The organism is Blastococcus litoris (assembly GCF_003075095.1).
GTDB lineage: Bacteria > Actinomycetota > Actinomycetes > Mycobacteriales > Geodermatophilaceae > Blastococcus_B > Blastococcus_B litoris.
The window spans coordinates 614,681-637,974 of record NZ_QCZF01000001.1 but is presented as its reverse complement, the minus strand read 5'-3'; the positions used below and the strand labels follow the sequence as shown (position 1 = coordinate 637,974).

24 protein-coding genes are annotated in these 23,294 nt (G+C 73.3%); all 24 read left to right on the top strand.

Features of this window, described 5'->3' with window-relative positions:
* The first annotated feature begins 2 nt into the window (after positions 1–2).
* The 24 genes from fliE to DCS98_RS03030 all read left to right on the top strand — a co-directional run bounded on the left by fliE (position 3) and on the right by DCS98_RS03030 (position 23,073).
* A complete protein-coding gene (gene fliE / locus DCS98_RS03145; RefSeq protein WP_116449839.1) occupies positions 3–323 on the top strand; it encodes a flagellar hook-basal body complex protein FliE in 321 nt (106 codons plus the stop codon).
* Positions 323–1,915 (top strand): flagellar basal-body MS-ring/collar protein FliF, encoded by a 1,593-nt coding sequence (fliF, locus tag DCS98_RS03140; protein WP_116449838.1) that lies wholly within the window; start codon positions 323–325, stop codon positions 1,913–1,915. The genes fliE and fliF overlap by 1 nt, the downstream gene beginning before the upstream one ends.
* Positions 1,912–2,988: a flagellar motor switch protein FliG gene (gene fliG, locus DCS98_RS03135; RefSeq protein WP_116449837.1), complete on the top strand. Its 1,077-nt coding sequence runs from the start codon at positions 1,912–1,914 to the stop codon at positions 2,986–2,988. The genes fliF and fliG overlap by 4 nt, the downstream gene beginning before the upstream one ends.
* Positions 2,972–3,724 (top strand): FliH/SctL family protein, encoded by a 753-nt coding sequence (locus tag DCS98_RS03130; protein WP_164704341.1) that lies wholly within the window; start codon positions 2,972–2,974, stop codon positions 3,722–3,724. Before fliG ends, DCS98_RS03130 begins: the two co-directional genes overlap by 17 nt.
* Complete coding sequence (locus DCS98_RS03125) at positions 3,721–5,031, top strand: FliI/YscN family ATPase (protein ID WP_116449836.1); 1,311 nt, start codon at positions 3,721–3,723, stop codon at positions 5,029–5,031. Before DCS98_RS03130 ends, DCS98_RS03125 begins: the two co-directional genes overlap by 4 nt.
* On the top strand, positions 5,028–5,492 hold the full coding sequence (locus DCS98_RS03120) for a flagellar FliJ family protein (RefSeq protein WP_116449835.1): 465 nt from the start codon (positions 5,028–5,030) through the stop codon (positions 5,490–5,492). The genes DCS98_RS03125 and DCS98_RS03120 overlap by 4 nt, the downstream gene beginning before the upstream one ends.
* Positions 5,480–6,421 (top strand): transglycosylase SLT domain-containing protein, encoded by a 942-nt coding sequence (locus DCS98_RS03115; protein WP_116449834.1) that lies wholly within the window; start codon positions 5,480–5,482, stop codon positions 6,419–6,421. The genes DCS98_RS03120 and DCS98_RS03115 overlap by 13 nt, the downstream gene beginning before the upstream one ends.
* Complete coding sequence (locus DCS98_RS03110; protein ID WP_116449833.1) at positions 6,418–8,088, top strand: flagellar hook-length control protein FliK; 1,671 nt, start codon at positions 6,418–6,420, stop codon at positions 8,086–8,088. The genes DCS98_RS03115 and DCS98_RS03110 overlap by 4 nt, the downstream gene beginning before the upstream one ends.
* Before the next feature lie 19 nt (positions 8,089–8,107).
* The gene (locus DCS98_RS03105; RefSeq protein WP_116449832.1) at positions 8,108–8,530 is read left to right on the top strand and encodes a flagellar hook assembly protein FlgD; all 423 of its coding nucleotides are present in this window, start codon (positions 8,108–8,110) and stop codon (positions 8,528–8,530) included.
* 67 nt (positions 8,531–8,597) lie between these two features.
* Positions 8,598–9,842, top strand: coding sequence for a flagellar hook protein FlgE (locus DCS98_RS03100; protein ID WP_116449831.1), 1,245 nt, complete (start codon positions 8,598–8,600; stop codon positions 9,840–9,842).
* Positions 9,843–10,024: 182 nt separating this feature from the next.
* Positions 10,025–10,309, top strand: coding sequence for a flagellar FlbD family protein (locus DCS98_RS03095; protein ID WP_116449830.1), 285 nt, complete (start codon positions 10,025–10,027; stop codon positions 10,307–10,309).
* A gap of 3 nt (positions 10,310–10,312) precedes the next feature.
* Positions 10,313–11,083: a motility protein A gene (locus DCS98_RS03090; RefSeq protein WP_116449829.1), complete on the top strand. Its 771-nt coding sequence runs from the start codon at positions 10,313–10,315 to the stop codon at positions 11,081–11,083.
* Between the two features lie 4 nt (positions 11,084–11,087).
* The gene (locus tag DCS98_RS03085) at positions 11,088–11,987 is read left to right on the top strand and encodes an OmpA/MotB family protein (protein ID WP_116449828.1); all 900 of its coding nucleotides are present in this window, start codon (positions 11,088–11,090) and stop codon (positions 11,985–11,987) included.
* Positions 11,984–12,454: a flagellar basal body-associated FliL family protein gene (locus tag DCS98_RS03080; RefSeq protein WP_116449827.1), complete on the top strand. Its 471-nt coding sequence runs from the start codon at positions 11,984–11,986 to the stop codon at positions 12,452–12,454. Before DCS98_RS03085 ends, DCS98_RS03080 begins: the two co-directional genes overlap by 4 nt.
* Before the next feature lie 131 nt (positions 12,455–12,585).
* A complete protein-coding gene (locus tag DCS98_RS03075; protein ID WP_241037094.1) occupies positions 12,586–13,635 on the top strand; it encodes a flagellar motor switch protein FliM in 1,050 nt (349 codons plus the stop codon).
* Positions 13,632–14,369 carry a flagellar motor switch protein FliN gene (gene fliN / locus DCS98_RS03070; protein WP_116449825.1) on the top strand — a complete coding sequence of 246 codons (738 nt, stop codon included), beginning with the start codon at positions 13,632–13,634 and terminating at the stop codon, positions 14,367–14,369. The genes DCS98_RS03075 and fliN overlap by 4 nt, the downstream gene beginning before the upstream one ends.
* A complete protein-coding gene (locus DCS98_RS03065; protein WP_116449824.1) occupies positions 14,366–14,797 on the top strand; it encodes a FliO/MopB family protein in 432 nt (143 codons plus the stop codon). The genes fliN and DCS98_RS03065 overlap by 4 nt, the downstream gene beginning before the upstream one ends.
* On the top strand, positions 14,794–15,645 hold the full coding sequence (gene fliP / locus DCS98_RS03060; protein WP_116449823.1) for a flagellar type III secretion system pore protein FliP: 852 nt from the start codon (positions 14,794–14,796) through the stop codon (positions 15,643–15,645). Before DCS98_RS03065 ends, fliP begins: the two co-directional genes overlap by 4 nt.
* On the top strand, positions 15,645–15,920 hold the full coding sequence (fliQ, locus tag DCS98_RS03055) for a flagellar biosynthesis protein FliQ (RefSeq protein WP_116449822.1): 276 nt from the start codon (positions 15,645–15,647) through the stop codon (positions 15,918–15,920). Before fliP ends, fliQ begins: the two co-directional genes overlap by 1 nt.
* A 7-nt stretch (positions 15,921–15,927) precedes the next feature.
* Complete coding sequence (fliR, locus tag DCS98_RS03050) at positions 15,928–16,692, top strand: flagellar biosynthetic protein FliR (RefSeq protein WP_116449821.1); 765 nt, start codon at positions 15,928–15,930, stop codon at positions 16,690–16,692.
* 3 nt (positions 16,693–16,695) lie between these two features.
* Positions 16,696–17,838: an EscU/YscU/HrcU family type III secretion system export apparatus switch protein gene (locus tag DCS98_RS03045; RefSeq protein ID WP_116449820.1), complete on the top strand. Its 1,143-nt coding sequence runs from the start codon at positions 16,696–16,698 to the stop codon at positions 17,836–17,838.
* A gap of 87 nt (positions 17,839–17,925) precedes the next feature.
* A complete protein-coding gene (flhA, locus tag DCS98_RS03040) occupies positions 17,926–19,965 on the top strand; it encodes a flagellar biosynthesis protein FlhA (RefSeq protein WP_116450155.1) in 2,040 nt (679 codons plus the stop codon).
* Complete coding sequence (locus tag DCS98_RS03035) at positions 19,946–22,810, top strand: hypothetical protein (protein ID WP_116449819.1); 2,865 nt, start codon at positions 19,946–19,948, stop codon at positions 22,808–22,810. Before flhA ends, DCS98_RS03035 begins: the two co-directional genes overlap by 20 nt.
* The gene (locus DCS98_RS03030) at positions 22,807–23,073 is read left to right on the top strand and encodes a hypothetical protein (protein WP_116449818.1); all 267 of its coding nucleotides are present in this window, start codon (positions 22,807–22,809) and stop codon (positions 23,071–23,073) included. The genes DCS98_RS03035 and DCS98_RS03030 overlap by 4 nt, the downstream gene beginning before the upstream one ends.
* Positions 23,074–23,294 lie beyond the last annotated feature (221 nt).

Genomic DNA, 23,294 nt, shown 5'->3' with positions numbered 1-23,294 from the left:
CCGTGACCGCCCCCCTGAGCGGGGTCCTGCCCGTCGGCGTCAGCGCGGTGACCGGCGTCGCCGGCTCCACCAACGCCGACGCCGTCACCTCGACGTCCAACGGCGACGGTTTCGCGTCGGTGCTCGCGTCCACCTTCGACAAGCTGCAGAGCACGCAGAACGCCGCGGACACCCTCGGCGCCCAGGCCGCCACCGGCGACCTGAAGGACGTGCACGACTACATCATCGCCAGGACCGAGGCGTCCCTGGCGACCGAGATGGTCGTGACCTTCAAGAACAAGGCCGTTGAGGCCTTCAACGAGATCATGAGGATGCCTGTCTGATGAAGTCGGCTCTCGCCGGGACGATGGAGCGCGCCCGCTCCACGTTCTCCACGATCAGCCTGGGGCAGAAGGTCGTCATCGGCCTCCTGCTCATCGGGCTGCTTCTCGGCGGGTTCATCTTCTTCCGCTGGATCACCGCGCCCACCCAGGCCCCGCTCTTCTCGAACCTGGCCGCCACGGACGCCTCCGCGATCGTCGAGGAGCTCAACGCCGCCGGCGTCGCCTACACCCTGACCGACGGCGGCAGCACGATCCTGGTCGACAAGGAGAAGGTCTACGACCTCCGGCTGCAGATGAGCGGCCAGGGGCTGCCGGCCGGTCAGGACACCGGGTACGCGCTCCTCGACGAGCAGGGCATCACCACCAGCGAGTTCCAGCAGCAGGTGACCTACCAGCGGGCGCTCGAGGGCGAGCTCTCCAAGACCCTCGAGGCCCTCGACGGCGTCAACTCCGCGGTCGTGCACGTCGCCCTGCCCGAGGACGAGGTCTTCGTGACCGAGCAGTCCGCGCCGACGGCGTCGGTGCTGCTCGACCTGGCGGCCGGCACCTCCCTGTCCGGGGAGCAGATCCAGGCCGTGACCAACCTGGTCTCCTCCAGCGTCCAGGACATGGAGCCCGACCAGGTCACCGTCACCGACTCCTCCGGGCAGGTGCTGTCGGCCCCGGGCACCGGGATCACCGCGGCCGCCGGTGACGCCCGCTCGCAGGTGGAGCAGGAGTACGAGGCGCGGCTGAAGACCAACGCCCAGGCGATCCTCGACCGGGTCGTCGGCCCGGGTCGCGCCGTCGTCTCGGTGCGTGCCGACGTCGACCTCTCGCAGAGCGACACGACGTCGGAGACCTACACCTACGACGAGGGCACGCCGCCGATCTCGGAGAGCACGACCACCGAGGACTACACCGGCGGCGGCACTCCGGTCGGCGGCGTCCTCGGCCCCGAGAACATGCCCGACGCGGCGGACAACGCCGGCGGTGGCGAGTCCTCCTACAACAAGGAGTCGACCACCTCGAACAACGCGGTCGGCAAGACGACCACGGTGACCGAGGGCGCACCGGGCGGGCTCAACCGCCTCACCGTCTCCGTGGTGATGGACGAGGCGGTCGCCGGCAACCTCAACCAGCAGCAGATCCGCGACCTGATGACCACGGCCGTCGGGCTGGACGAGGCCCGCGGCGACGACATCACCGTCGCCTCCATGCCCTTCGACACGACCGCCGCCGACGAGGCCGCCGCCGAGATGGAGGCCGCCCGCGAGGCCGAGGCCAGCGAGCAGATGTGGTCGATGATCCGCACCGGCGGCATCGCGGCCGGCATCGCGCTCGTCGTCCTCATCGTCTGGCTGCGCTCGCGCCGCCGCGGCGAGGTCGAGGAGGAGTACGAGCCGCTCGAGCTGTCCGACGACATGCTCGCCGAGCTCGACCGCCTGCGCGTCGCGAGCAGCCGCGAGGCGGTCGAGGTCGACAACCGGCAGATGGAGCTCGAGGCCGCGGAGCGGCAGAAGGTGCGGGGGGAGATCTCCACCATGGTCAGCGAGCGCCCCGACGAGGTCGCGGCCATGCTGCGCGGCTGGCTGACGGAGAACAAGTCGTGACGCTCGCCGGAATGGAGCAGCTGCTCGGCGCCGGCGGCGGCAACCTGCCCGTCCCGGCCGCTCCCCCGCGTCCCGAGCTGCCGGGCCTGCGCAAGGCTGCCGTCTTCCTCGCCCAGATGAGCAAGGAGGAGGCCGGCGCGATCCTGTCGAAGCTGCGCCCCCGCGAGGTGGAGTCGCTGACCCGGGAGCTCATGCGCCTGGGCTCGGTCGAGGTCGAGGACGTCGACTCCGTCATGAACGAGTTCCACGGCCTCATGACCGCCCAGCACTTCATCGGCCGCGGCGGCGTCGACTTCGCCCGCGAGATCCTGGCCGCCGGCCTGGGCGAGGACAAGGCCGAGGGCATCCTGTCGCGGCTCAACGTCGTCTACACCGAGGTGCCCTTCGCCTCGCTGCGCAATGCCGACGTGCGTCAGCTCGTCACGTTCCTCAAGGACGAGCACGCCCAGATCATCGCGCTGGTCCTCGCCCACCTCACCGCCGCGCAGTCGGCGGAGGTCCTCTCCGGGTTCGCGCCCGAGCAGCAGGCCGAGGTCGCGCACCGGATCGCCACGATGGACCGGACGTCGCCGGAGATGGTCCGCCTCGTCGAGGAGGAGCTCGGCCGGCGCATGGGCTCGCTGCTCGCGCACCAGGACATGACCACCGTGGGCGGCGTCGAGACCCTCGTCGAGATCATCAACCGCTCCCCCCGGCCCACCGAGCGCTCGATCCTGGAGTGGCTGGACAACACCGACCCGGAGCTGGCCGAGCAGGTCCGCTCGCAGATGTTCGTCTTCGAGGACATCGTCACCATCGACGACCGCTCGCTGCAGCAGGTGCTGCGCGAGGTCGAGGCGAACGACCTGGCCACCGCCCTCAAGGGCGTGCGTCCCGACGTCCGCGACAAGGTCCTGCGCAACCTCTCCGAGCGCGCGTCCGAGAACCTCAACGAGGAGATCGAGCTGCTCGGTCCGGTGCGCACGCGCACCGTCGAGGAGGCCCAGGCCAAGGTCGTCGGCATCATCCGCACGCTCGAGGAGCAGGGCGTCCTCACGCTGACCCGCGGACAGGACGATGAGTTCGTCTCGTGAGGGGGTCCTGCTGCGCGGCGGTGCCGCGCGGCAGGTCACCCCGTACCGCGCCGGCCTGCCCGAGCAGCGGGTCCCCGCCGAGGTCGAGCCGGTCGTCGAGCGGCGCACCAGCATCCGCCGCGCCGCGGACATGCCGGTCGTCGGCGGTGGCCCCTCGTTCCGCCTCGGCGACGTGTACGCCGAGGAGCTCGAGCGGCTGCGCGCGCGGGCGCACGAGGAGGGGTTCGCGGCCGGCCACGCCGAGGGCATGACCGCCGCGGCCGCCGTCGTCGCCGAGACCGAGCGCGCCGCCGCCGAGCGGCTCGCCGACGTCCAGGCCCGGTGGGAACGCCGGATGGCGTCCGCGGCAGCAGCGCTCGCGGCCGCCGCCACGCGCTTCGACGAGGCGTCGGTGCCGGTGGCGGACGAGATCCGGGAGACCGTCGTCGGCACCGTCCTCACGCTGGTCGAGGACCTGCTCGGCCGCGAGCTCGCGCTCGCCGAGGACCCCGTGATGGACGCCGTCCGCCGCGCGCTGGCGCTGGTCCCGGCCGACGCCCCGGCCGTCGTCCGGATCCACCCGGACGACCTCGCGGAGGTGCCCGCGGAGTCCCTCGCCGAGCTGCCCGCCAGCGTGCGCGTGGTCGCCGACGCCGGCATCGAGCGGGCCGGCGCGGTGGTCGAGACCGGCCCCCGGCGCATCGACGCCCAGCTCGGTGCCGCCCTCGAGCGCGTGCAGGCGGTGCTGACCCAGTGACGTTCCCCGCCACGGTGCTCACCCGCGCCCGGGCCGCCGCCCGTCCGCAGCTCACCGGGTCCGTCACCGGCGCCATGGGCCTGACGCTCAGCGTCGACGGCCTCAGCGCTGCCGTCGGCGACCTGGTGGAGGTCAACCCCGGCAGCCGCCCGCTGCTGGCCGAGGTGGTCGCCGTCGGTCGCGAGCGGCTGACCTGCATGCCGCTGGGCAACCTCTCCGGCGTGCACGCCGGCGCCCCGGTGCGCGCCACCGGGATGCCGCTGCAGGTGCCGGTCGGCCAAGCCCTGCTCGGCCGCGTCCTGGACGGCCTCGGCCGGCCCGTGGACGGCGGCCCCCCGCTGGGCTCCCGCGTCTCCTACGTCGACCTCTCCAGCGAGACGCCGCATGCGTTGTCCCGCACCCGGGTCGAGGAGCCGCTGACCTTCGGCGTCCGCGCGCTGGACACGCTCGTGCCCTGCGGCAAGGGCCAGCGCCTGGGCATCTTCGCCGGCTCCGGCGTCGGCAAGTCCAGCCTGCTCGCCCAGATCACGCGGGGCACCGACGCCGACGTCCGCGTCATCGGCCTCATCGGTGAGCGCGGCCGCGAGGTGCGCGAGTTCCTCGAGGAGAACCTCGGTGCCGAGGGCATGGCGCGCACCGTGGTCGTCGTCGCCACCTCCGACGAGCCGCCGCTGGTCCGGCTCAAGGCCGCGTTCGTGGCCACCCGCATCGCGGAGGCGTTCCGCGACGAGGGCCGCGACGTCCTGCTGCTCATGGACTCGATCACCCGGACGGCGATGGCCCAGCGCGAGGTGGGGCTGTCCGCGGGCGAACCGCCGGCGACCCGGGGCTACCCGCCGAGCGTCTTCGCGATGATGCCGCAGCTGCTGGAGAAGGCCGGAACCGGCGTCACCGGCTCGATCACCGGCCTCTACACCGTCCTGGTCGAGGGCGACGACCACAACGAGCCGATCGCCGACACCGCCCGGTCGATCCTGGACGGGCACATCGTGCTCACCCGCAAGCTGGCGACGACGGGGCACTTCCCCGCCATCGACGTCCTGGAGTCCATCTCCCGGGTGGCGAGCGCCGTCGTGCCGCCGGAGCTGATGGCCGACGCGCGGGAGATCCGCCGCCTGATGGGCGCCCTGCGCGACGTCAAGGAGCTCGTCGAGATCGGCGCCTACCAGACCGGCAGCGACCCGCTGGTCGACCGCGCCCGCATGCTCGCGCCGGCGATCGAGTCGTTCCTGCAGCAGCCGATGGGTGAGTCCACCGCGCCGCAGGAGGCGTGGAGCTGGCTGCAGCGGATCGTGAGGAGCGCGTGAAGCGCGCGCGGTTCCGGCTGCAGCCGGTGCTGGAGCTCCGGCGCACCGAGGAGCGCGCCGCGGCCGCCCTCGCGGCGCAGGCCGCCGGTGCGGCGGCGGACGCCGACCGGCGGGCCACCGAGTACGAGACGGCGCTGGCCGAGGCCACGCTCCCCCGCTCCCTGCCCGCCGGCCAGTTCCTGGCTGCGATGACCCTGCTGCGCACCGCCGCCACCGACGCCGCCGACGCCCGGGCGCTGGCCACCGCGTCCGCCGAGCAGTCCGAGCTGGTACGCGCCCGGTGGACCGCCGCGGCCCAGCGGACCAAGGGCCTCGAGCGGCTGCGCGACCGGCACATGGCCGCGTTGCAGCACGCCGAAGACGTCGCCGAGGAGCGGGCCGTCGACGACCTGGTGACCGGCCGCGCCGGCCGCGCCGCCGCCGACCGGACCGAGGACGGGGAGGTCCCGTGGATGCCGTGATCGCGGTCCAGGCCCGGATCAGCGAGATCCAGAGCCGCTTCCTGCACCGCCCGCAGACCGCCTCGACCACCTGGGCGAGCGCCGCGGCCGCCGCCGGCCTGACCGGGACCGGCTCGGCGACGACCGCCACCGGTCCCGCCACCGCGTCGGAGAGCGCCGTCGTCGCCGAGGCGCAGAAGTACCTCGGCGTCCCCTACCTGTGGGGCGGGACCGACCCGGCCAAGGGTCTGGACTGCTCGGGGTTCACGCAGCTGGTCTACAAGAACCTCGGCATCGACCTGCCGCGCACGTCGTCGCAGCAGGCGACCAGCGGCCAGGCCGTCGCCTCGCTGGCCGACGCCCGCCCCGGCGACCTGGTCTTCTTCGACTACTCGTCGGGACGCGCCGGCATCGACCACGTGGGCGTCTACATCGGCAACGGCAAGATGATCGCCGCCCCGCAGGCCGGCGAGGTCGTCAAGGTGCAGGACGTCGGCAACCCGACGGTCATCCGGCGCGTCCTCCCCCAGCAGGCGGCGACCGCTGCGACCGCGTCGGGCAGCGCGCTCGCGGGAGTCCCCTACGCCGACCTGTTCACCCGCGCCGGCGCCCGCTACGGGGTGGACGCCTCGCTGCTGGCCGCGGTCGCCTCGCAGGAGTCGAGCTTCAACGCCTCGGCGGTCTCCCCCGCCGGCGCGCAGGGGCTCATGCAGTTCATGCCGGCCACCGCCCGCGGTCTCGGCGTCAACGCCCTCGACCCGACCTCGGCCATCGACGGTGCGGCCCGCTACCTGAGCAGCCTGACCCAGCAGTTCGGCTCGACCGACCTGGCGCTGGCCGCCTACAACGCCGGGCCCGGCACGGTGTCCCGCTACGGCGGCATCCCGCCCTACTCCGAGACCCAGAACTACGTGCGCGCAGTGATGACCAAGGCGGAGGCCTACCGATGACAAGCCCTGGTTCGATCAACGCGCTGACGTCGCTGCGCACGCGACCGGCGGGCAGCACCGACGCGCGCAGCCCATCGGGCGCCTCGCCGTTCGCCTCGGCCCTCGACGACGCCCTGGCGGCGGACCGCCCCGGTCAGGGGACCGACCGCGCCGCCGAACGGCGGAGCACCCCCGACGACAGGGCGGCCCGCGCCCTCGACCGGGCCGCCGACGCGCAGGCCCGGGCCGACCGCGCCACCGAGCGCGCGAGCGACCGGGCCGAGAGGGCGGCCGACCACGCCGCCGAGCGGGCGGGCCGCGCCGGCGCCCGGGCCGCCGCGGCCGCCGCCCGGGCGGCCGAGGCCGCGCGCCGTCCCGAGCAGGGCGGTACCGGTGCCACGGACGACCCCGCGGACGACGCCACGACGGCGACGCCCGAGATCGCACCGACCCCGGTCGCGGCTGCGGAGGCACCGGGCGACGACACCGCGGCGACCGCCGCACCGGCGCTGCCGGCCGCGCTGTGGGCGATGGCCTTCGGCGGGACGGTCGCCACGCCCACGCCGGCGGAGACGGCGGCCCCCGTCGTCGCCGGTGCCGTCACCGCGGAGGTGCAGGCGGCCGCGCCGGCGCCGGCGTCCGCCCCGGCCGCCGCCGTGGCGCTGCCGGTCACCGCACCGGCCGCTCCCGCCGCCGACCCGGCGGCTCCGGCGCCTGCCCCGAGCACCGCCGTCCCGGCCACGACCCCCTCCCCCGCCTCCGCCTCCGCCGCTGCCGCCGCCGCACTCGCCGACCTCACCGTCGTGCCGGCCCCGGGCGCCCCCGCAGCGGCCGCGCCTGCCCCCGCTGCCGCGGTGCCGGCGCCCGCGCCGGTCGTGGACGCGCCCGCACCGACCGTGCCCACCGCGGTCGCCGCCTCACCGGTCGCGACCGACGCGACGCCGGCCGCACCGGCAGCGGCAGCGGCCCCTGCCCCGTCGCCCACGACCGGCGGCACCGGCACCACCGCCGCAGCCCCGGCCGCCACGGTTGCCGCCGTCCCGTCGACCGGCACCGGCGGCGCCCCGTCCGGTGGGGCCGGCAACCCGGGCCAGAGCTCCGGGACGCCGGCGGCCCCCGCCACCGACAGCGCTCCCGATGCGCTGCCGATCGGTGCCGCCCCCGCACCGTCGGCGACCGCGCCCGTCGCCGCTCCCGCGGCCCCCTCCGCGACCGGTGACGCCGCTGCCCTGCCGGTCGGATCGCAGGTGGCCCGCCAGGTCGCGGTGCTCGGCCGCGGACCCGACGGCGCGCACACCATGACCCTCGTCCTGAACCCGGAGAACCTGGGTCCGGTCGAGGTCTCGGTGACCGTCAGCAAGGGGTCGGTCGACCTGCACCTGCGCGGTGCGCACGAGCAGGGCCGGGCCGCGCTGCTCGACGGCCTGCCCGACCTGCGCCGCGACCTCGAGTCGGCGGGGCTCACGCCGTCGCGGCTCGAGGTGGACCGGGACACCGGCGGTTCCTGGCTGGCCCGCCACGCGGCCCAGCAGCAGGCCGACCACCAGGGCTCCCCCCAGCGCGGCCAGCAGGACCAGGGCGGCGACAGGTCACGACCCTGGGGCGCCCCTGCCGATACCCCAGTGAGCGGTCCGATCCCGCCCCGCAACCGAGCCACGTCGGCCTCCGGCGTGGACGTGCTCGCCTGAGAGAAGGAGTGACCGACCGATGACGGCACCCGTGACCGGAGCAGGCGGGACCGCGTACACGCCCGCCTCCTCGACGGTCGACCGACCGGACCAGATGGGCAAGGACGTCTTCATGAAGCTGCTGGTCGCGCAGATGCGCTACCAGGACCCGGGCAACCCGGTCGACTCCTCGCAGATGATGGCCCAGACGGCGACCTTCAGCCAGGTCGAGAAGCTCGAGCAGCTGGTCAACCAGAACGCCTCGATGCTCGTCCTCCAGGAGTCGGCCACGGCCGGCGCCCTCGTCGGCCGGACGGCTACCTACACCGACACGACCGGCGCCTCGAAGACCGGGGTCGTCACCGCCGTGCAGCTCGCCAGCAAGCAGAGCGAGGCCGTCGCGATCATCGACGGCGTCAAGGTCCAGGTGGGCCGGCTCACCGAGATCTCCGTGACCACGTAGGCGTCCCGCCTGCACCCCAACGCCCGCACCGCCGCCCGGCCCGCCCACACCTGAGGAGAACCTCCCCGTGCTTCGTTCCATGTTCTCGGCCATCTCCGGCCTGCGCGCCCACCAGACCAAGATGGACGTCACCGGCAACAACATCGCCAACGTCAACACCGTCGGCTTCAAGGGGAGCCAGACGGTCTTCCAGGACACGCTGTCCCAGGTCATCCGCGCCGGTGGCGCCCCCGCCGCGGACCGTGGTGGCACAAACCCCGCGCAGGTCGGTCTCGGCGCGAAGGTCGCCGCGATCACCACCAACTGGACCCAGGGCGCGACGCAGTCCACCGGCCGCTCCACCGACTTCATGATCGAGGGCGACGGCTTCTTCGTGACCCGCGGCGCCGGTGGCGAGCAGCTGTTCACCCGCGCGGGCTCGTTCGACTTCGACGGCGCCGGCAAGCTGGTCACGCCCGACGGCGCGGTCCTGCAGGGCTGGATGGCCGACGAGAACGGCGTCGTCAACACCAACGGGCAGGTCGGACCGCTCTCGGTCCCCTACGGCCAGCTCGTCGCGCCGTCCGCCAGCACGCGGGGGGTCGTCACGGGCAACATCCCCTCGGACGGCCCGACCGGGACGCCGCTGCAGACCGGCATCACGATGTACGACAGCCAGGGCGTCGCGCAGAAGATGTTCTACAACCTGACGCGGACGGCGGCGAACACCTGGACCGTGGAGGTGCGGCACGAGAACGGCGACGTCATGCAGACCGTCACCGGCGTCACCTTCGACACCGCGGGCAAGCTGACCACCCCCGCCGCCCCGGGCCTGCTCGCGGCGTTCAACCCGAACACCGTGCACGCCGGCAGCTACCCGAGCTGGAACAACGACGTCCAGATCGACCTGTCCGGGCTGACCCAGTACGGCTCCACCAACACCCTCGGTGCGCCGGAGCAGGACGGTTACGCGCTGGGCTCGCTGCAGTCGTTCCAGCTGGGCGCCGACGGCACGATCATGGGCGTCTACTCCAACGAGCTGCGCCAGCCCATCGGGCGGCTGGCCCTGGCCTCCTTCAACAACCCCGGCGGTCTGGAGAAGGCCGGCAACAGCTCCTTCCGCGTCGGCGTGAACTCCGGTGTGGCCCAGATCGGCACCGCTGCCGAGGGCGGGCGGGGCGCCCTGATGTCCGGCGCCCTGGAGATGTCGAACGTCGACCTCGCCGAGGAGTTCACCGGCCTGATCGTGGCCCAGCGCGGTTTCCAGGCCAACAGCCGCGTGATCACCAGCTCCGACGAGATCCTGCAGGACCTGGTCAACCTCAAGCGCTAGCAGCGCACGCCCTGACGGCCCGGTCACTCCTCGGGGGTGACCGGGCCGCCGCGATTCCCCCGGGATACCGGGGCTCCGACCCCGCCGCCGGCGGACGTTCGGCTCAAGGGAACGCCCTGGTGAGCCGATGAGAACAGTGCACCCGCCCGCCCTGCGGGCACCCCACAGACAAGGACCGAACCGTGATCCGTGTGACGCGCCTGAACGGTGAGCAGTTCGCGCTCAACCCCGATCTGATCGAGCGGGTGGAGGCGCACCCCGACACGGTCGCCTTCCTGGTGGACGGCACGAAGTACGTGGTGAAGGAGTCCGTCGAGGAGGTGCTCGACGAGATCCGCGAGTACCGCGCCGGCATCCTCGCCACCTCCTACGAGATGGACCGCGGCGAGTACCGGGCGCCCATCCGCCGGGACGGCGAGGCCGCCGAGTCGTCGGTCGTCCCGTTCCCGAGCCGCGAGGAGCGCTGACCCGTGGATCCCGCCACCCTGATCGGGTTCGCCGTCTCGATCGTCGCCCTCTTCGTCTTCATGACGATGGAGGGCGTCGCCCCCACGGCACTGATCTTCCTGCCCGCGATCGTCCTGGTCGTCATCGCGACGTTCGGCGCCGCGGCGGCCAGCCAGACGCTGGACGACCTCAAGAAGGTCGGCAGCTGGTTCAAGATGGCCGTGCTGCCGGCCAAGGTGCCGCCGCCGACCGAGCAGATCCAGACCCTGGTCAGCCTCGCCGAGAAGGCCCGCAAGGAGGGCCTGCTGGCGCTCGAGGCCCAGGTCAAGGAGATCCAGGACCCCTTCCTCAAGCGCGGGCTGCAGATGGGCATCGACGGCACCGACCCCGAGGAGCTGCGCACCGTCCTCGAGAGCGAGATCGCGGCCAAGAAGGCCGAGGACAAGGTCGCCGCCAAGTTCATGAACGCCATGGGCGGCTACGCGCCGACCATCGGCATCCTGGGCTGCATCGTCGGCCTGATGAACGTGATGGGGAACCTCGACAACCCGGCGACGCTCGGCCCGATGGTCTCCGCGGCGTTCATCGCCACCCTCTGGGGCGTCATGGCGGCCAACTTCTGGTTCCTGCCGATGGGCGCCAAGATCCTCCGCGTCAGCGAGCTGCAGGCCGCCCAGATGGAGCTGCTCGTCGAGGGCATCACCGAGATCCAGGCCGGCACCAGCCCCCGGGCCGTCCGGCTCAAGCTGACCTCGCTCGTGCCGCCGAGCGCGCTGGCCAAGGAAGCGGCGTGACCCCGTGAGCACCGGTCACGGCCGCCGCCGCAAGAAGCACGAGGAGCACGAGGAGCACGAGAACCACGAGCGGTGGCTCGTGTCGGGCTTCGACATGATGACGCTGCTGTTCGTGCTCTTCGTGGTGCTCTTCGCCATGAGCAAGGTGGACGAGGCCAAGTTCGCCGCCCTCGCCCAGGGCATGTCCGAGGCCTTCGGCACCCCGGTCAGCGTCATGACCAGCGTCACGCCCGAGGGCTCGCCCCTCGACGGCCTGCCCGGTGCCATCGACATCGCCTCGGCCATCCCCCCGGACCCCACGGTGACCGACGCCGAGGTGGACAAGGCGGCCGCGGCAGCGGCCGCGGAGCGTGCCAAGAACATCGCCGCAGAGGCAGCGGCGGCCTACGACGAGCTCGCCGCCGCACGGGACGCGATCGACGCCGCGCTGGCGGCGGCCGGCTACGACGGCGCAGCGCAGTTCGAGATCGACGAGCGCGGCCTGGTGGTGCACATCGTCGCCGACGAGGTCCTCTTCGACGCCGAGCAGGCGGTCCTGCGACCCGAGGGCGGGGCCATCCTCGACGCGGTCGCGCCCACCCTCCTCGCACTGCCGAACCAGCTGGCGGTCGAGGGTCACGCCAACCACCTGCCGGTCACCGCCGGCGGACCCTGGCCGTCGAACTGGGAGCTGTCGGCGTTCCGCGCCACCACCGTCGTGCGGTACCTCGCCGGGGACGGCGTCCCGCAGAACCGGATGTCCGCGGACGCCTACAGCTCCACCCGTCCGCTCGTCCCCGAGACCGATCCCAGCGCGATCACCGTCAACCGGCGGGTCGACATCGTCGTCCTGTCCACCGCCTCGGCAGAGGCCAACGCCCTCCTGCCCGGCATCGACGCAACGAAGCAGGAGGCAACACCATGAGCAGCAAGGACAAGGCCGAGACCGAGGACGGCGCGGAGAAGGGCGGCGGCAAGAAGAAGCTCGTCATGCTCCTCGCGGTCCTCCTCGTGGCCGGGGCCGGGGCCGCCTGGTTCTTCCTGTTCTCCGGTTCCGGTGAGGCCGAGGCGGCCGCCGAGCCCGAGCACGGCGGGTACGTCGCGCTGGAGCCGATCGCGGTCAACCTGGCCGGGGGCGGATACCTGAAGATCGGCCTCACCCTGGAGATCACGGTCGACGCCGCGGGCGGTGGGCACGGCGGTGCCGCCGTCGACGGCGCCAAGGCCTACGACCAGATCATCTCGACGTTCTCCCAGGCGTCCCCGGCCGACGTGACCAACGCCCGGGACGCGCTCAAGGAGGCCCTCGAGCAGAAGATCGTCGCGGCCTACACCGAGGACGACGTGCCCATGGTCATGCACATCTACTACACCGAGTACGTCACGCAGTAGCCGCCGCCGACGTCGCCCGGCCCTCCCGAGGGCCGGGCGACGTCACGCGCCGGGCACGCCCCGCACCACCCGTCACACTCCTCCCCGCCCGTCGGTCAGGGTCGGGTCCGGCTCCGCCGATGAGGTGGAACGTGACCACACCCGAGACCGGACCGGCCCCGAGCGAGGCGGGCCCCCAGTCCCCGGAGGAGTCACCGGAGGCCCCCGCCGCCGCCGCACAGGCCGCCGCGCCCACCGCGCCCGCCGGCACCGGGCCGACCACTCCGGCCGGCGCGCGCAACCGGCGCCGCCAGCCGCGGACCTACGACTTCCGCCGGCCGACGAAGCTCTCCCGTGAACACGTCCGGGTCCTGCAGATCGCGCAGGAGGCCTTCGCCCGCCAGGCGACCACGACCCTCACGACGTTCCTGCGCGCCGGGGCCCGCCTCGAGCTCAACGGGATCGAGCAGTTCTCCTACGACGACTACATCGCGACGCTGCCCGACCCGGTGTTCATCTCGACGTTCTCGCTCGAGCCCATCGCCGGCAAGGGCATGTTCGCCTACCCGCTCGACATCGCCATGGCCATCGTCGACCACATGCTGGGCGGCTCGGGGACCGCCGAGCAGCCGAACCGGCCGATGACGGCGATGGAGACGACCATCAGCAACCACCTGCTCGGCCGGCTCCTGGACGAGCTCGCCTCCTCGTTCTCGACGATCACCGAGATCCAGCCGGACCTGCTGGGCCACGAGTACAACCCGCAGCTCGCGCAGGCGGCCGCGGGGTCGGACACCGTCATGGTGGCCTCCTACTCGATGGCCGTGGGCTCCCGCGAGGGCGAGGCCACCCTCGTGCTGCCGTTCTCCTCGTTCGCGCAGGCGCTGAACAACGCGGCATCCCCGCAGCTGTCGGAGTCGGCGCTGGCCAAGCGCAAGCGGGCCACCGAGGCGCTGATCGCCCGCCTCAACCTCGTGCCGGTCGACGTGAGCGTCCGGTTCGCGCCGCTGACCGTCTCCTCGGCGGACCTGCTGTCCCTCGCCGTCGACGACGTCCTCCTGCTGCGCCACCCGCCGGACGCGCCGCTCGAGGTCACCACCAACGACGTGACGTTCGCCTACGCGATCGCCAGCAACCACCGGCGCCGACTGGCCGCCGCGATCGTCCCCACCCCGCAAGCCGCCGTGAAGGACACCGCATGAGCACCGACACGTCCCAGGACTTCCAGACCGTCTCCGCGGTCGTCACCGCCGCGGCCCGCGCCGCCGCCGCGCTGGTCCCGGCCACGGTGGAGCTGGTCCCCGGCACGCCGGTCAACGACCCCGACAGCGTCCCGCTGCCGCCCGGCGCCGCCTCGGCGGTCTCCGCCGGCCTGTCCGGCGAGGTCAGCGGCGACATCGTGCTGGTCGTCTCCCCGGACATCGTCGAGGCGCTGAGCAACTCCCCCGTCGGCCGGATGGACGTCGCCACCGCGCTGCGCCCGGCCCTCGAGGCCGCGGCCGCCACGCTGGGCCGCGTCCGGATCGCCTCCGAGCGCGTCGAGGAGCCGGTGGCAGCGCTGGACGGCATGCGCGACAAGGGCATGTTCGTGGCGGTGCCGCTGATGGCCGGCGCCGAGCACCAGGCGACCTTCGCCCTCCAGGTCACCCTGCCGACGGCTCAGCCGCAGCAGCGGGGCAGCCTCGACCTCCTCCGGCACGTCGCCATGGAGGTGACGGTCGAGATCGGCCGCACCCGCATGACGGTGCAGGAGCTGCTGTCGCTGCACCCCGGCGAGGTCGTGGAGCTCGACCGCGCCGCCAGCGCCCCGGCGGACCTGCTGGTCAACGGCACGCTCATCGCCCGCGGCGAGGTCGTCGTCGTCGACGAGGACTTCGGGCTGCGCATCAGCGAGATCGTGACCGACGCCGCCGCGCAGGAACTGGGTGTCGCATGACCTGGATGATCATCCGCCTGATCCTGTCGCTGGCGTTCGTCGCCGCGGTCCTCTTCTTCGCGGCGCGACTGGCGAAGAAGAAGGGGCTGGGCCAGGGCAACGGCCTGATCGAGGTCGTCGCCCGCCAGCGCATGGGCCGGGCGAGCACCGTCAACGTGGTCCGCATCGCCGACGTCGTCCTCGTCGTGGGCGCCACCGAGGAGCAGGTCACCCTGCTCGCCGAGGTCGACGCCGACGCCGTGGACGCCGCCCTCCGCGAGCGCCGCGTGCCCATCGCGGTCGGTGCCCGAGCCGACGACGAGGACGCCGAGGTCCACACGTTCGCCGCCCGCACGACCAGCCCCGCCCTGGCCGGCTCGGTCTTCGACCGCAACGGCTGGGGCACCTTCGTCAACCAGCTGCGCGAGCGCACGGTCCGCAAGCCATGACGTCGTCCGTGCGCCCGCTGCCGGCGCCCGGCGCAGTCCCGACGCGGCACCGGGCGACCGTCGTCCTGCTGCTCGCCCTGCTGTGCACGGTCGCGGCGGTGCTCCTGGCCGGCCCGGCGTCGGCGGCCCCGACCGACCCGGTGGCGCCGACGGCACCCACCGCCCCGACGGTCCCGGGCGACGGCAACATCGACATCTCGATCGGCGACGGGTCGCCGAGCAGCTCCATCACGCTGATCCTCGCGATCACGGTGCTCTCGATCGCGCCGTCGGTGCTCCTGCTGGCGACCTCGTTCACCAAGATCATCGTCGTCCTCGGCCTGACCCGGAACGCGCTGGGCCTGCCGTCCTCCCCGCCCAACCAGGTCCTGACCGGGATCGCGTTGTTCCTGACGCTGTTCGTGATGGGGCCCGTCTTCTCCGACATCAACGAGGTGGCCGTCCAGCCCTACATGGACGGCACGGTCACGGTGTCGCAGGCCTACGACGCCGGCGTGGTGCCGCTGCGGGAGTTCCTGCTGAGCAACACCCGCGAGGACGAGCTGCAGCTCATGATCGGGCTCTCCGGCGAGGAGGCCCCGGCTGCGGCGGAGGAGGTCAGCATGACCACCCTCATCCCGGCCTTCGTCCTCTCCGAGCTCAAGAGCGCGTTCATCATCGGGCTGGTCGTCTTCATCCCGTTCCTGGTGCTGGACATGCTGGTCAGCGCCGCGCTCATGGCGATGGGCATGATGATGGTGCCGCCGACCATCGTGTCGCTGCCCTTCAAGCTGCTGCTCTTCGTCGTCGTCGACGGATGGGCGCTGATCACCACGGCGCTGGTGGGGTCCTACGGGGGCAGCGGCTGATGAGCGACGCCGACGTCACCCAGATCGCCGCGCAGACGATGATGGTCGCGGCCAAGGTGGCCGCCCCGATCCTGCTGACCGCGCTGCTCGTGGGCTTCCTGATCTCGCTGTTCCAGGCGGCCACCCAGATCCAGGAGCAGACCCTCTCCTTCGTCCCGAAGATCATCGCCGTCGCCATCGCGCTGCTGGTCACGGGCAACTGGGTGCTCGCCGAGCTGGTCAGCTTCACCCAGAGCCTGTTCGACCAGTTGCCGGCGCTGCTCGACCGGACCTGAGGCCGCGATGGACCTCTCGGTCCCGGCAGTCACGCTGGCGGCGCTCCTGCTCGGGACGGCCCGGGCCACCGGCTTCGTGCTGCTGGCCCCGCCGTTCAACTCCCGGACCATCCCGGGTCCGGTCAAGGCCGCCCTCGCGCTGGCCCTGTCGGTGCTCCTGTCGACGCAGATCGCGCCCTCTCTCCCCGAGCCGACGGCCGGGTTCCTCGTCGTCGCCGCGGTCACCGAGGTCGTGATCGGGGCCGCGCTCGGCTTCGTGGTCCAGGTGCTGTTCACCGCCGTGCAGATGGCCGGCGACCTGATCGACGTCACCGGCGGCTTCTCGCTGCAGCCGGCCTACGACCCGCTCGCGATGACGCAGAACTCGTCGGTCGGCCGGTTGCACTACCTGCTCGCCAGCACGCTGCTGTTCACCAGCGGCGGCCACCTGCTCATGGTCAAGGGCTTCGCGACGTCGTACCAGGGCATGCCGGTGGGCGGCGAGGTGCCGACCGACCAGATCGCGGCCGTGGTGGCCAAGGCCTTCTCGTTGATGTTCCTGGCCGCGCTGCAGATCGCCGGGCCGATGGTCGCCGTGCTGCTGCTCGCCGACGTCGCCCTGGCGCTGCTCAGCCGCGCCGCCCCGTCGCTCAACATCTTCGCCTTCGGCTTCCCGGTGAAGATCCTGCTGACGCTCACCATGCTCGGCCTCACGTTCCCGCTGCTGCCGCCGGCGCTCGACGCGCTGCTCGACCACGCGGCCCGCGCCATGGTCTCCCTCCGGAGCGGGTGACCCATGGCCAAGGACGGTCCCGGTGGTGAGAAGACAGAGAAGCCGACTCCCCAGCGCCTGAAGAAGGCGCGCAAGGAAGGGCAGATCCCACGCACCCAGGAGCTGGGGACGTGGCTGGGGGTGGCGGCGGCGAGCGTGCTGCTGCCGATGATGGTCGGCAACGCGTTCGACTCGGTGCGCGCGCTCTTCGTGCAGATCGGCTCGGTGGCCGACAACCCGGAGCCCGCCGCGCTGTCGATCCTCCTGGGCGAGGCGCTGACGGCGTTCATGACGACGCTGCTGCCGATGGCGCTCGGGATGATGGTCGTCGGCACGGTGTCCTCGGCCGCCCAGGGCGGCGTCACGTTCGCGACCAAGTCGATGAAGCCGACGCTGAAGAAGCTCAACCCCTTCCCGGGCATCAAGCGCATGTTCGGCACGCAGGGCCTGTGGGAGTCGGCCAAGTCGCTGATCAAGACGGCGGCGCTGGCCACCGTCGTCATCGTGACCAGCGACCGGGCGCAGACCCTGGTGTCCTCCTCCGGCGCCCTGCCGCTGTCGGCCGTCGCGGCGACCTTCACCGACGCCGCCATCCTGATGTTCCGCGTCGTCGCGGTCACCGGCCTGGTCATCGCCGTCGCCGACTACGTCGTCGTCCGGATGAAGACGATGAAGAAGCTCAAGATGAGCAAGTACGAGATCCAGCAGGAGCACAAGCAGTCCGAGGGCGACCCGCACATGAAGGCCCACCGCCGGGGGGTCCAGATGTCGATGTCGCGCAACCGGATGATGAGCGAGGCCCGGGAGGCCGACGTCCTGCTGGTGAACCCGACCCACGTCGCCGTGGCGCTGAAGTACGACCCGTCGAAGGGCGCGCCGCGGGTGGTGGCCAAGGGCGCCGGCGAGGTGGCGGCCAAGCTGCGCGCGGTCGCCGAGGAGAACCGGGTGCCGATGGTCCAGGACGTCCCCCTGGCCCGCGCCCTGCACGCGTCCTGCGACCTCGGCCAGGAGGTGCCGGCCCAGCTGTTCACCGCCGTCGCCCGCGTGCTCGCGTTCGTCATGCACCTGGGCGCCCGCGGCGTGAAGGGCGGCTTCCACCGGCCGGGCTTCGAGCCGCCGGAGCTCGAGGGGCTCCCGGAGAAGGTGCGCCGGCGGGTCGCCGCCTGAGGTACCGGGTGACCATCGGGCTGCCGATGAGGAGTCCGTGAGCCCGCTGCCGTCCTGCGTGGTCCCCGGAGCGGGCGCGTGAAGGGCATGAGCAAGATGGCCGTCCCCGTCGGGGTCGTCGCCATCGTCCTCATGCTGGTCGTGCCGCTGCCGGCGGCCCTGATGGACATGCTCATCGGGCTCAACCTGGCGGTCTCGCTGCTGATCCTGCTCGTGTCCATGCAGATCAGGAAGCCGCTGGACTTCGCGGTCTTCCCCTCGCTGCTGCTCATCGCGACGCTGTTCCGGCTGGCGCTCAACGTCTCCTCGACCCGCCTGGTCCTGACCGACGGCTACGCGGGCAAGGTCATCGAGGCCTTCGGGCACATCGTCATCAGCGGCTCGCTGATCGTCGGTCTGGTCATCTTCCTGATCCTGGTGATCGTGCAGTTCGTGGTCATCACGAACGGTGCCGGGCGCGTCGCCGAGGTCGGCGCCCGCTTCACCCTCGACGCCATGCCCGGCAAGCAGATGGCCATCGACGCCGACCTCAACGCCGGCCTGATCAACGAGCAGCAGGCGCGCAAGCGCCGCCAGGAGGTCACCGCCGAGGCCGACTTCTACGGCTCGATGGACGGCGCCTCGAAGTTCGTCAAGGGCGACGCCATCGCCGGCATCATCGTCACGCTGGTGAACCTGATCGGTGGCTTCGCCATCGGCGTGCTGCAGAAGGGCATGGCCCCCGCCGAGTCCGTCTCCACGTACTCGCTGCTCACCGTGGGCGACGGCCTGGTCTCCATGATCCCGGCGCTGCTGATGTCCACCGCGACCGGCATCATCGTCACGCGGTCGGCCACCGAGGGCGACATGGGCAGCGATCTGCTCGCCCAGCTCGGCCGCTTCAAGCAGCCGGTCCAGATCACCGGCGGCGCGTTCTTCGCGCTGTGCCTCATCCCCGGCCTGCCCAAGCTGCCCTTCGTCGTCATCGGGGCGCTCTGCCTGTTCCTCGCCAGCCGCATGGTGGAGGCGCCGGACGTCGACGAGGAGGCCGAGGCAGCAGCCGCGGCCGCCGCCGAGCTCGAGCCGAAGCCGGACTCGCCCGAGGCGATCGCCGAGAAGATGCGGGTCGACCCGCTGGAGCTCGAGGTGGCCTTCGACCTGGTCGACCTGGTCGACCCGTCGCGCGGCGGCGACCTGCTCGACCGGGTCAAGGCGCTGCGCCGGAAGGTCGCGATGGACACCGGCCTGGTGATCCCGCTGGTCCGCACCCGCGACAACCTCGACCTGCCCGGGTCCCAGTACGTCATCTGGCTCAACGGCGTCCCGGCCGCGAAGGGCATCTCCCCCGCCGGCACCATCCTCGCGATCGGCGACAACCTCGACGGCATCCCCGGCAAGGCCACCCGCGAGCCGGTGTTCGGGCTCGCCGCGAAGTGGGTGCCGATGGAGCTGCAGCGGCAGGCGGAGATGGCCGGCGCCACCGTCGTCGACCGGTCGTCGGTCATCACGACGCACCTGGCCGAGGTCGTCCGGCAGAACGCCGCGGACCTGCTCGGCCGGGAGGACGTCCGTCTCCTGGTGGAGATGGTCCGCCGGACGCACCCCGTGGTCGTCGAGGAACTGACCCCCGCGCTGCTCACCCTGGGAGAGGTGCAACGTGTGTTGCACGCGTTGCTCGAAGAGGGTGTGTCGATCCGGGACCTGGTGCGCATCTTCGAGGCACTCTCTGTGCGTGCGAAGACGTCCACCGAGCTCGACGGTCTCGTCGAGGCGGCACGGGCGGCGCTGGGCTCGGCGATCAGCCACCCGTACGTGACACCCGACGAGCGCCTCCACGTCTTCACCCTCGAGCCCGGCTTCGAGCAGCGGCTCCTGGAGTCCATCCGGCAGAGCGACGCCGGACTGGTGCTGGCCCTCGACGCGGCCGGCATCGACGCCCTGGTCCACGGCTGCAGCGGCCTCCTCGAGGAGGCCGAGCGGCAGGGCCTGTCCCCCGTCCTGGTGTGCTCGCCCCAGGTGCGCGCCGCACTCGCACGCCTGATGCGCCAGGTCATCCCCCGGCTTCCGGTGATCTCCTACTCCGAGGTCTCCCGGACAGCGCAGATCGAGTCGCTGGGAGTTGTGAGCGGTGCCGTTGCGATCCGTTGAGGCCGCCTCGCGCGACGACGCGATCGCCGCGGCGCGCGAGCAGTTCGGTCCCCAGGCCCGTGTCGTCGGGGTGCGGCGCGTCCGCTCCGGTGGCGTGCTCGGGTTCTTCGCGACCGAGCGCTACGTCGCCGAGGTGGCCGAGCTCGCGCCCGAGACCGCCATCCGTCCTGCCGTGCCGTCCCGCAGCGACCGGGACGACGAGCTGCCCGCCGACTTCTCCTCGCCCCTGGCCTCGGCAGCCCCGGCGCGCGCCCGCTCCACCGCTCCCGCCCGCAACGGCGCGGCCGCCTGGGCGGCGGAGGCAGCGGCGCGCCCGGTCGACGACGACATCCCCGAGGAGGTCCGGGCGGCGGCTGCGGCCGCGCGCGCGGCCCGCTCGGGCGGTGCCTCGCGGCCGGCCACGGCCCCGCGTCCCTCCACCCCCGACCGCGCCGCCGACCGGGCCACCCCGGCGCCGGCCCGGTCGGCGGACGAGGAGAAGGTCAGCGAGCTCGTCGGGCTGCTGGCCGCCCAGCAGTCCGAGCCCCCGGCCCCGGCCTACTCGCGGACGTCGCTCCCGCGCGCCGCTTTCCCGCGCGCGGGCACGATCAGCCGCGGGGACGACGCCGAGGAGCTCCCGACCTCGTCCCGCTCGGCGGGCCCGCGGGCGTCCGCCCCGTCCGCGCCCTCGCCCTTCACCGCCGCCCTCGCGCGGATGGTCGCCGGCGACCAGGACGTGCGGCAGGCGGTGCAGGAGGCCCTGGTGCAGAAGCCGGAGACGACGCCGGCGCAGGAACGTGATCCCGAGCCCTGGCCGGTCCGGTCCGAGCCCACCCGCACAGCAGACACATCGGTGCCGTCGTCCACGGCGCGCCAGGAGGAGGACACGGTGGGAAATCAGGTCATGGCCCGGCCGGCTCCGACGGAGCACCCGGTCGACGTGCCGACCTGGGCCGCCGCGCCCGAGGTCACCACCCCGTCGGCGTCCCAGCGCGAGGAGGCGATCGCCGACCTGCTGCGCGGCGCCCTGGCCCAGGGCCACTCGGACGAGGCGCTGGCCGGCATCCTCCGCAAGGTCCTCGCCGGCGCGTCCCCGCAGACCGCGCTGGCCGAGCCGGTCGCGGCGCCCGAGCCGGTGTTCGCGGTGCCGACCGTCCCCGTCCCCTCCATGGACCTCTCCCCCGTGGCCGAGCCCGTGCTGGACCTGCCGGTGCCCGCGCCGGCCGTCGTGGCAGCCCCCGTCGCCGAGGTGCCCGTGCCGGACGTGCCCGTGGCGGAGGCGCCGGCCGAGGTGGCTCCGGTGGAGGTCCCGGTCGAGGTCGCCACGGTGGTCGAGCCCGTCGCCGAGCCGGTGGCGATCGAGCCGGTGGCGATCGAGCCCGCGGCTCCCGCCCCCGTCGTCCCGCCGACCGTCGAGGTCGCTCCGGCGCCCGTCGCGTTCTCCACCTCGTCCGGGTCGATGTGGGGCGAAACCTCGTCCGCGTCCCTGTGGGGCGAGCCCGCCGCGGTCGCGCGCCGCGACGACACCCCGATCTGGGCCGAGGTCGGCCAGCAGCCCGACGAGGCACTCCTGTTCGACGAGCCGGCCGCGGAGCCGCAGGCGGAGGCGGCTGACGAGGTCGCCGACGAGGTCGAGGCCGAGGCCGAGGCCGAGGAGGTCGCCGACGAGGTCGAGGCCGTGGCCGTGGTCGAGGCCGAGATCGCCGGCGAGGCGGCCGAGGCCCCTGCCGTCGAGGAGGCCGGGGAGGAGGCGGGTGCCGCCGAGCTGGCGCCCGTACTGGCCCGCACGGCCAGCGACCCCGCGCCGATGATGTCCCTGGACGCGACGACGGTCATGCCGCCGCTGTCGCTGCTCCCGCCGCTGCCGTCGTCCCGCGGCCGTGGCCGCCCGCCGGTCCCGCCGACGGCACCCCGCTCGGCCTCCCGCACGTCCGTCCCCGCCGCTGCAGCGCCCGCCCCCGAGGCGCCGGCGGAGGAGCTGCCGGAGCCGGTCGCGACGGACGTCGCCGCCGACGAGACGCCCATCGCGACCGCGTCGCTCGCGACGGTGACCCGCCTGCCGGTGGCCCCGCTGATGGCCGGCCCGGACGTGTCCGAGCTGCCCGAGGACTTCGACCAGCTGTGCGCCCAGGAGCTCCTCGACGCTCCGGAGCCGGCCGCCACCCCCGTCGAGCCGACCCCCGTGTCGGTCGTCGCGGGCGACGTCGCCGGCAGGCTCGTGCAGCTCGGCCTCCCGGCGGAGCTGCTCGGCAGCACCTTCCGCGCGGACGCCGTCCAGCTCGGCACGTACGCCGCCCTGACCCGCAGCCTCGCGCTGCAGCTGCCGAAGGCACCGGAGCTGCCGCGCGGTGCCGGTCAGGTCGTCTTCGTGGTCGGCCCGGGTGCCGACGCACTCCGCGCCGCCCGGTCGCTGGCCGCGTCGCAGCACCTCGACCCCGACTGCGTGCAGTGGGCGACCCGCGGTGACCTGGCCGGCCTCGCGCCGCGCAGCAGCCGGATCACGTCGGTGGAGTCGGCCATCGACCGCCGCAACGAGTCGATCGCCACGGGCACCGTCACGATCGTCGCCGTCGACGCGCCGCTGCGGACCGACGCCTACTGGATGGCGCAGATGGTCAGCGTCTGGGCGCCGGTCGCGGTGTGGGCCGTCGTCGAGGCGACCCGCAAGCCCGAGGACCTGGAGCCGTGGCTCGACGGGCTCCCGCGGGTGGACGCGCTGATCGTCCAGGACGCCGACCTGAGCGCTGACCCGGCGGCGGTGCTGCGCCGGGTCGACGCCCCGGTGGCCGTCATCGACGGCGTCCGCGCCACCCCGCACCGCTGGGCCTCGCTGCTCTGCGAGCGGCTGGAGAGCACGTCGGCATGAGCCCCTTCCGCTGGGACGTCCTCCTCGTCGGGTTCGTGCTGGCCGTGCCCGTGCTCGCGCTCGGGCTGCGCGGCGACCTCTCGACCGAGGACATGATGACGCGCGTCCTCTGGTGCCTGGGGGCCGGCTGGGTGGTGGTCTCCCTGCTGCGGCTGGCGACCGCGACGCCGACGGCCGCGGCCGGGGCGAAGAGCAGGACCAGTCCCGCGACCGAGCCCGTCGCCGAGGCCGCCGAGCCCGAGGAGACCTCCCCCGCCGTCTGACCCCGGCTCCTCGGGTGTGCATCGGCGGGTCCCGCGGCCGCGTCGTCCTGGCGCGGTGGCGGCTCGCGCCCTCGGCCCCGCAGTTCGACGCCGCCTTCGAGGAGACGCTGCGCGAGGACGAGATCCGCGACGCCCCGACCGCGTCACTGCGCGGGTGCGCCGCCGGACGCGCTGACCGACGCCGCTTCTCGGGTGCTGCGCGTGCTGGTGAGGTCCTGCAG

Coding starts and splice junctions, on each gene's coding strand:
- fliF (WP_116449838.1), top strand. CDS start 323: ATGAAGTCGGCTCTCGCCGGGACGATGGAGCGCGCCCGCTCCACGTTC.
- DCS98_RS03130 (WP_164704341.1), top strand. CDS start 2,972: ATGAGTTCGTCTCGTGAGGGGGTCCTGCTGCGCGGCGGTGCCGCGCGG.
- DCS98_RS03110 (WP_116449833.1), top strand. CDS start 6,418: ATGACAAGCCCTGGTTCGATCAACGCGCTGACGTCGCTGCGCACGCGA.
- DCS98_RS03105 (WP_116449832.1), top strand. CDS start 8,108: ATGACGGCACCCGTGACCGGAGCAGGCGGGACCGCGTACACGCCCGCC.
- DCS98_RS03080 (WP_116449827.1), top strand. CDS start 11,984: ATGAGCAGCAAGGACAAGGCCGAGACCGAGGACGGCGCGGAGAAGGGC.
- fliN (WP_116449825.1), top strand. CDS start 13,632: ATGAGCACCGACACGTCCCAGGACTTCCAGACCGTCTCCGCGGTCGTC.
- DCS98_RS03065 (WP_116449824.1), top strand. CDS start 14,366: ATGACCTGGATGATCATCCGCCTGATCCTGTCGCTGGCGTTCGTCGCC.
- fliP (WP_116449823.1), top strand. CDS start 14,794: ATGACGTCGTCCGTGCGCCCGCTGCCGGCGCCCGGCGCAGTCCCGACG.
- fliQ (WP_116449822.1), top strand. CDS start 15,645: ATGAGCGACGCCGACGTCACCCAGATCGCCGCGCAGACGATGATGGTC.
- fliR (WP_116449821.1), top strand. CDS start 15,928: ATGGACCTCTCGGTCCCGGCAGTCACGCTGGCGGCGCTCCTGCTCGGG.
- DCS98_RS03045 (WP_116449820.1), top strand. CDS start 16,696: ATGGCCAAGGACGGTCCCGGTGGTGAGAAGACAGAGAAGCCGACTCCC.
- flhA (WP_116450155.1), top strand. CDS start 17,926: ATGAGCAAGATGGCCGTCCCCGTCGGGGTCGTCGCCATCGTCCTCATG.
- DCS98_RS03030 (WP_116449818.1), top strand. CDS start 22,807: ATGAGCCCCTTCCGCTGGGACGTCCTCCTCGTCGGGTTCGTGCTGGCC.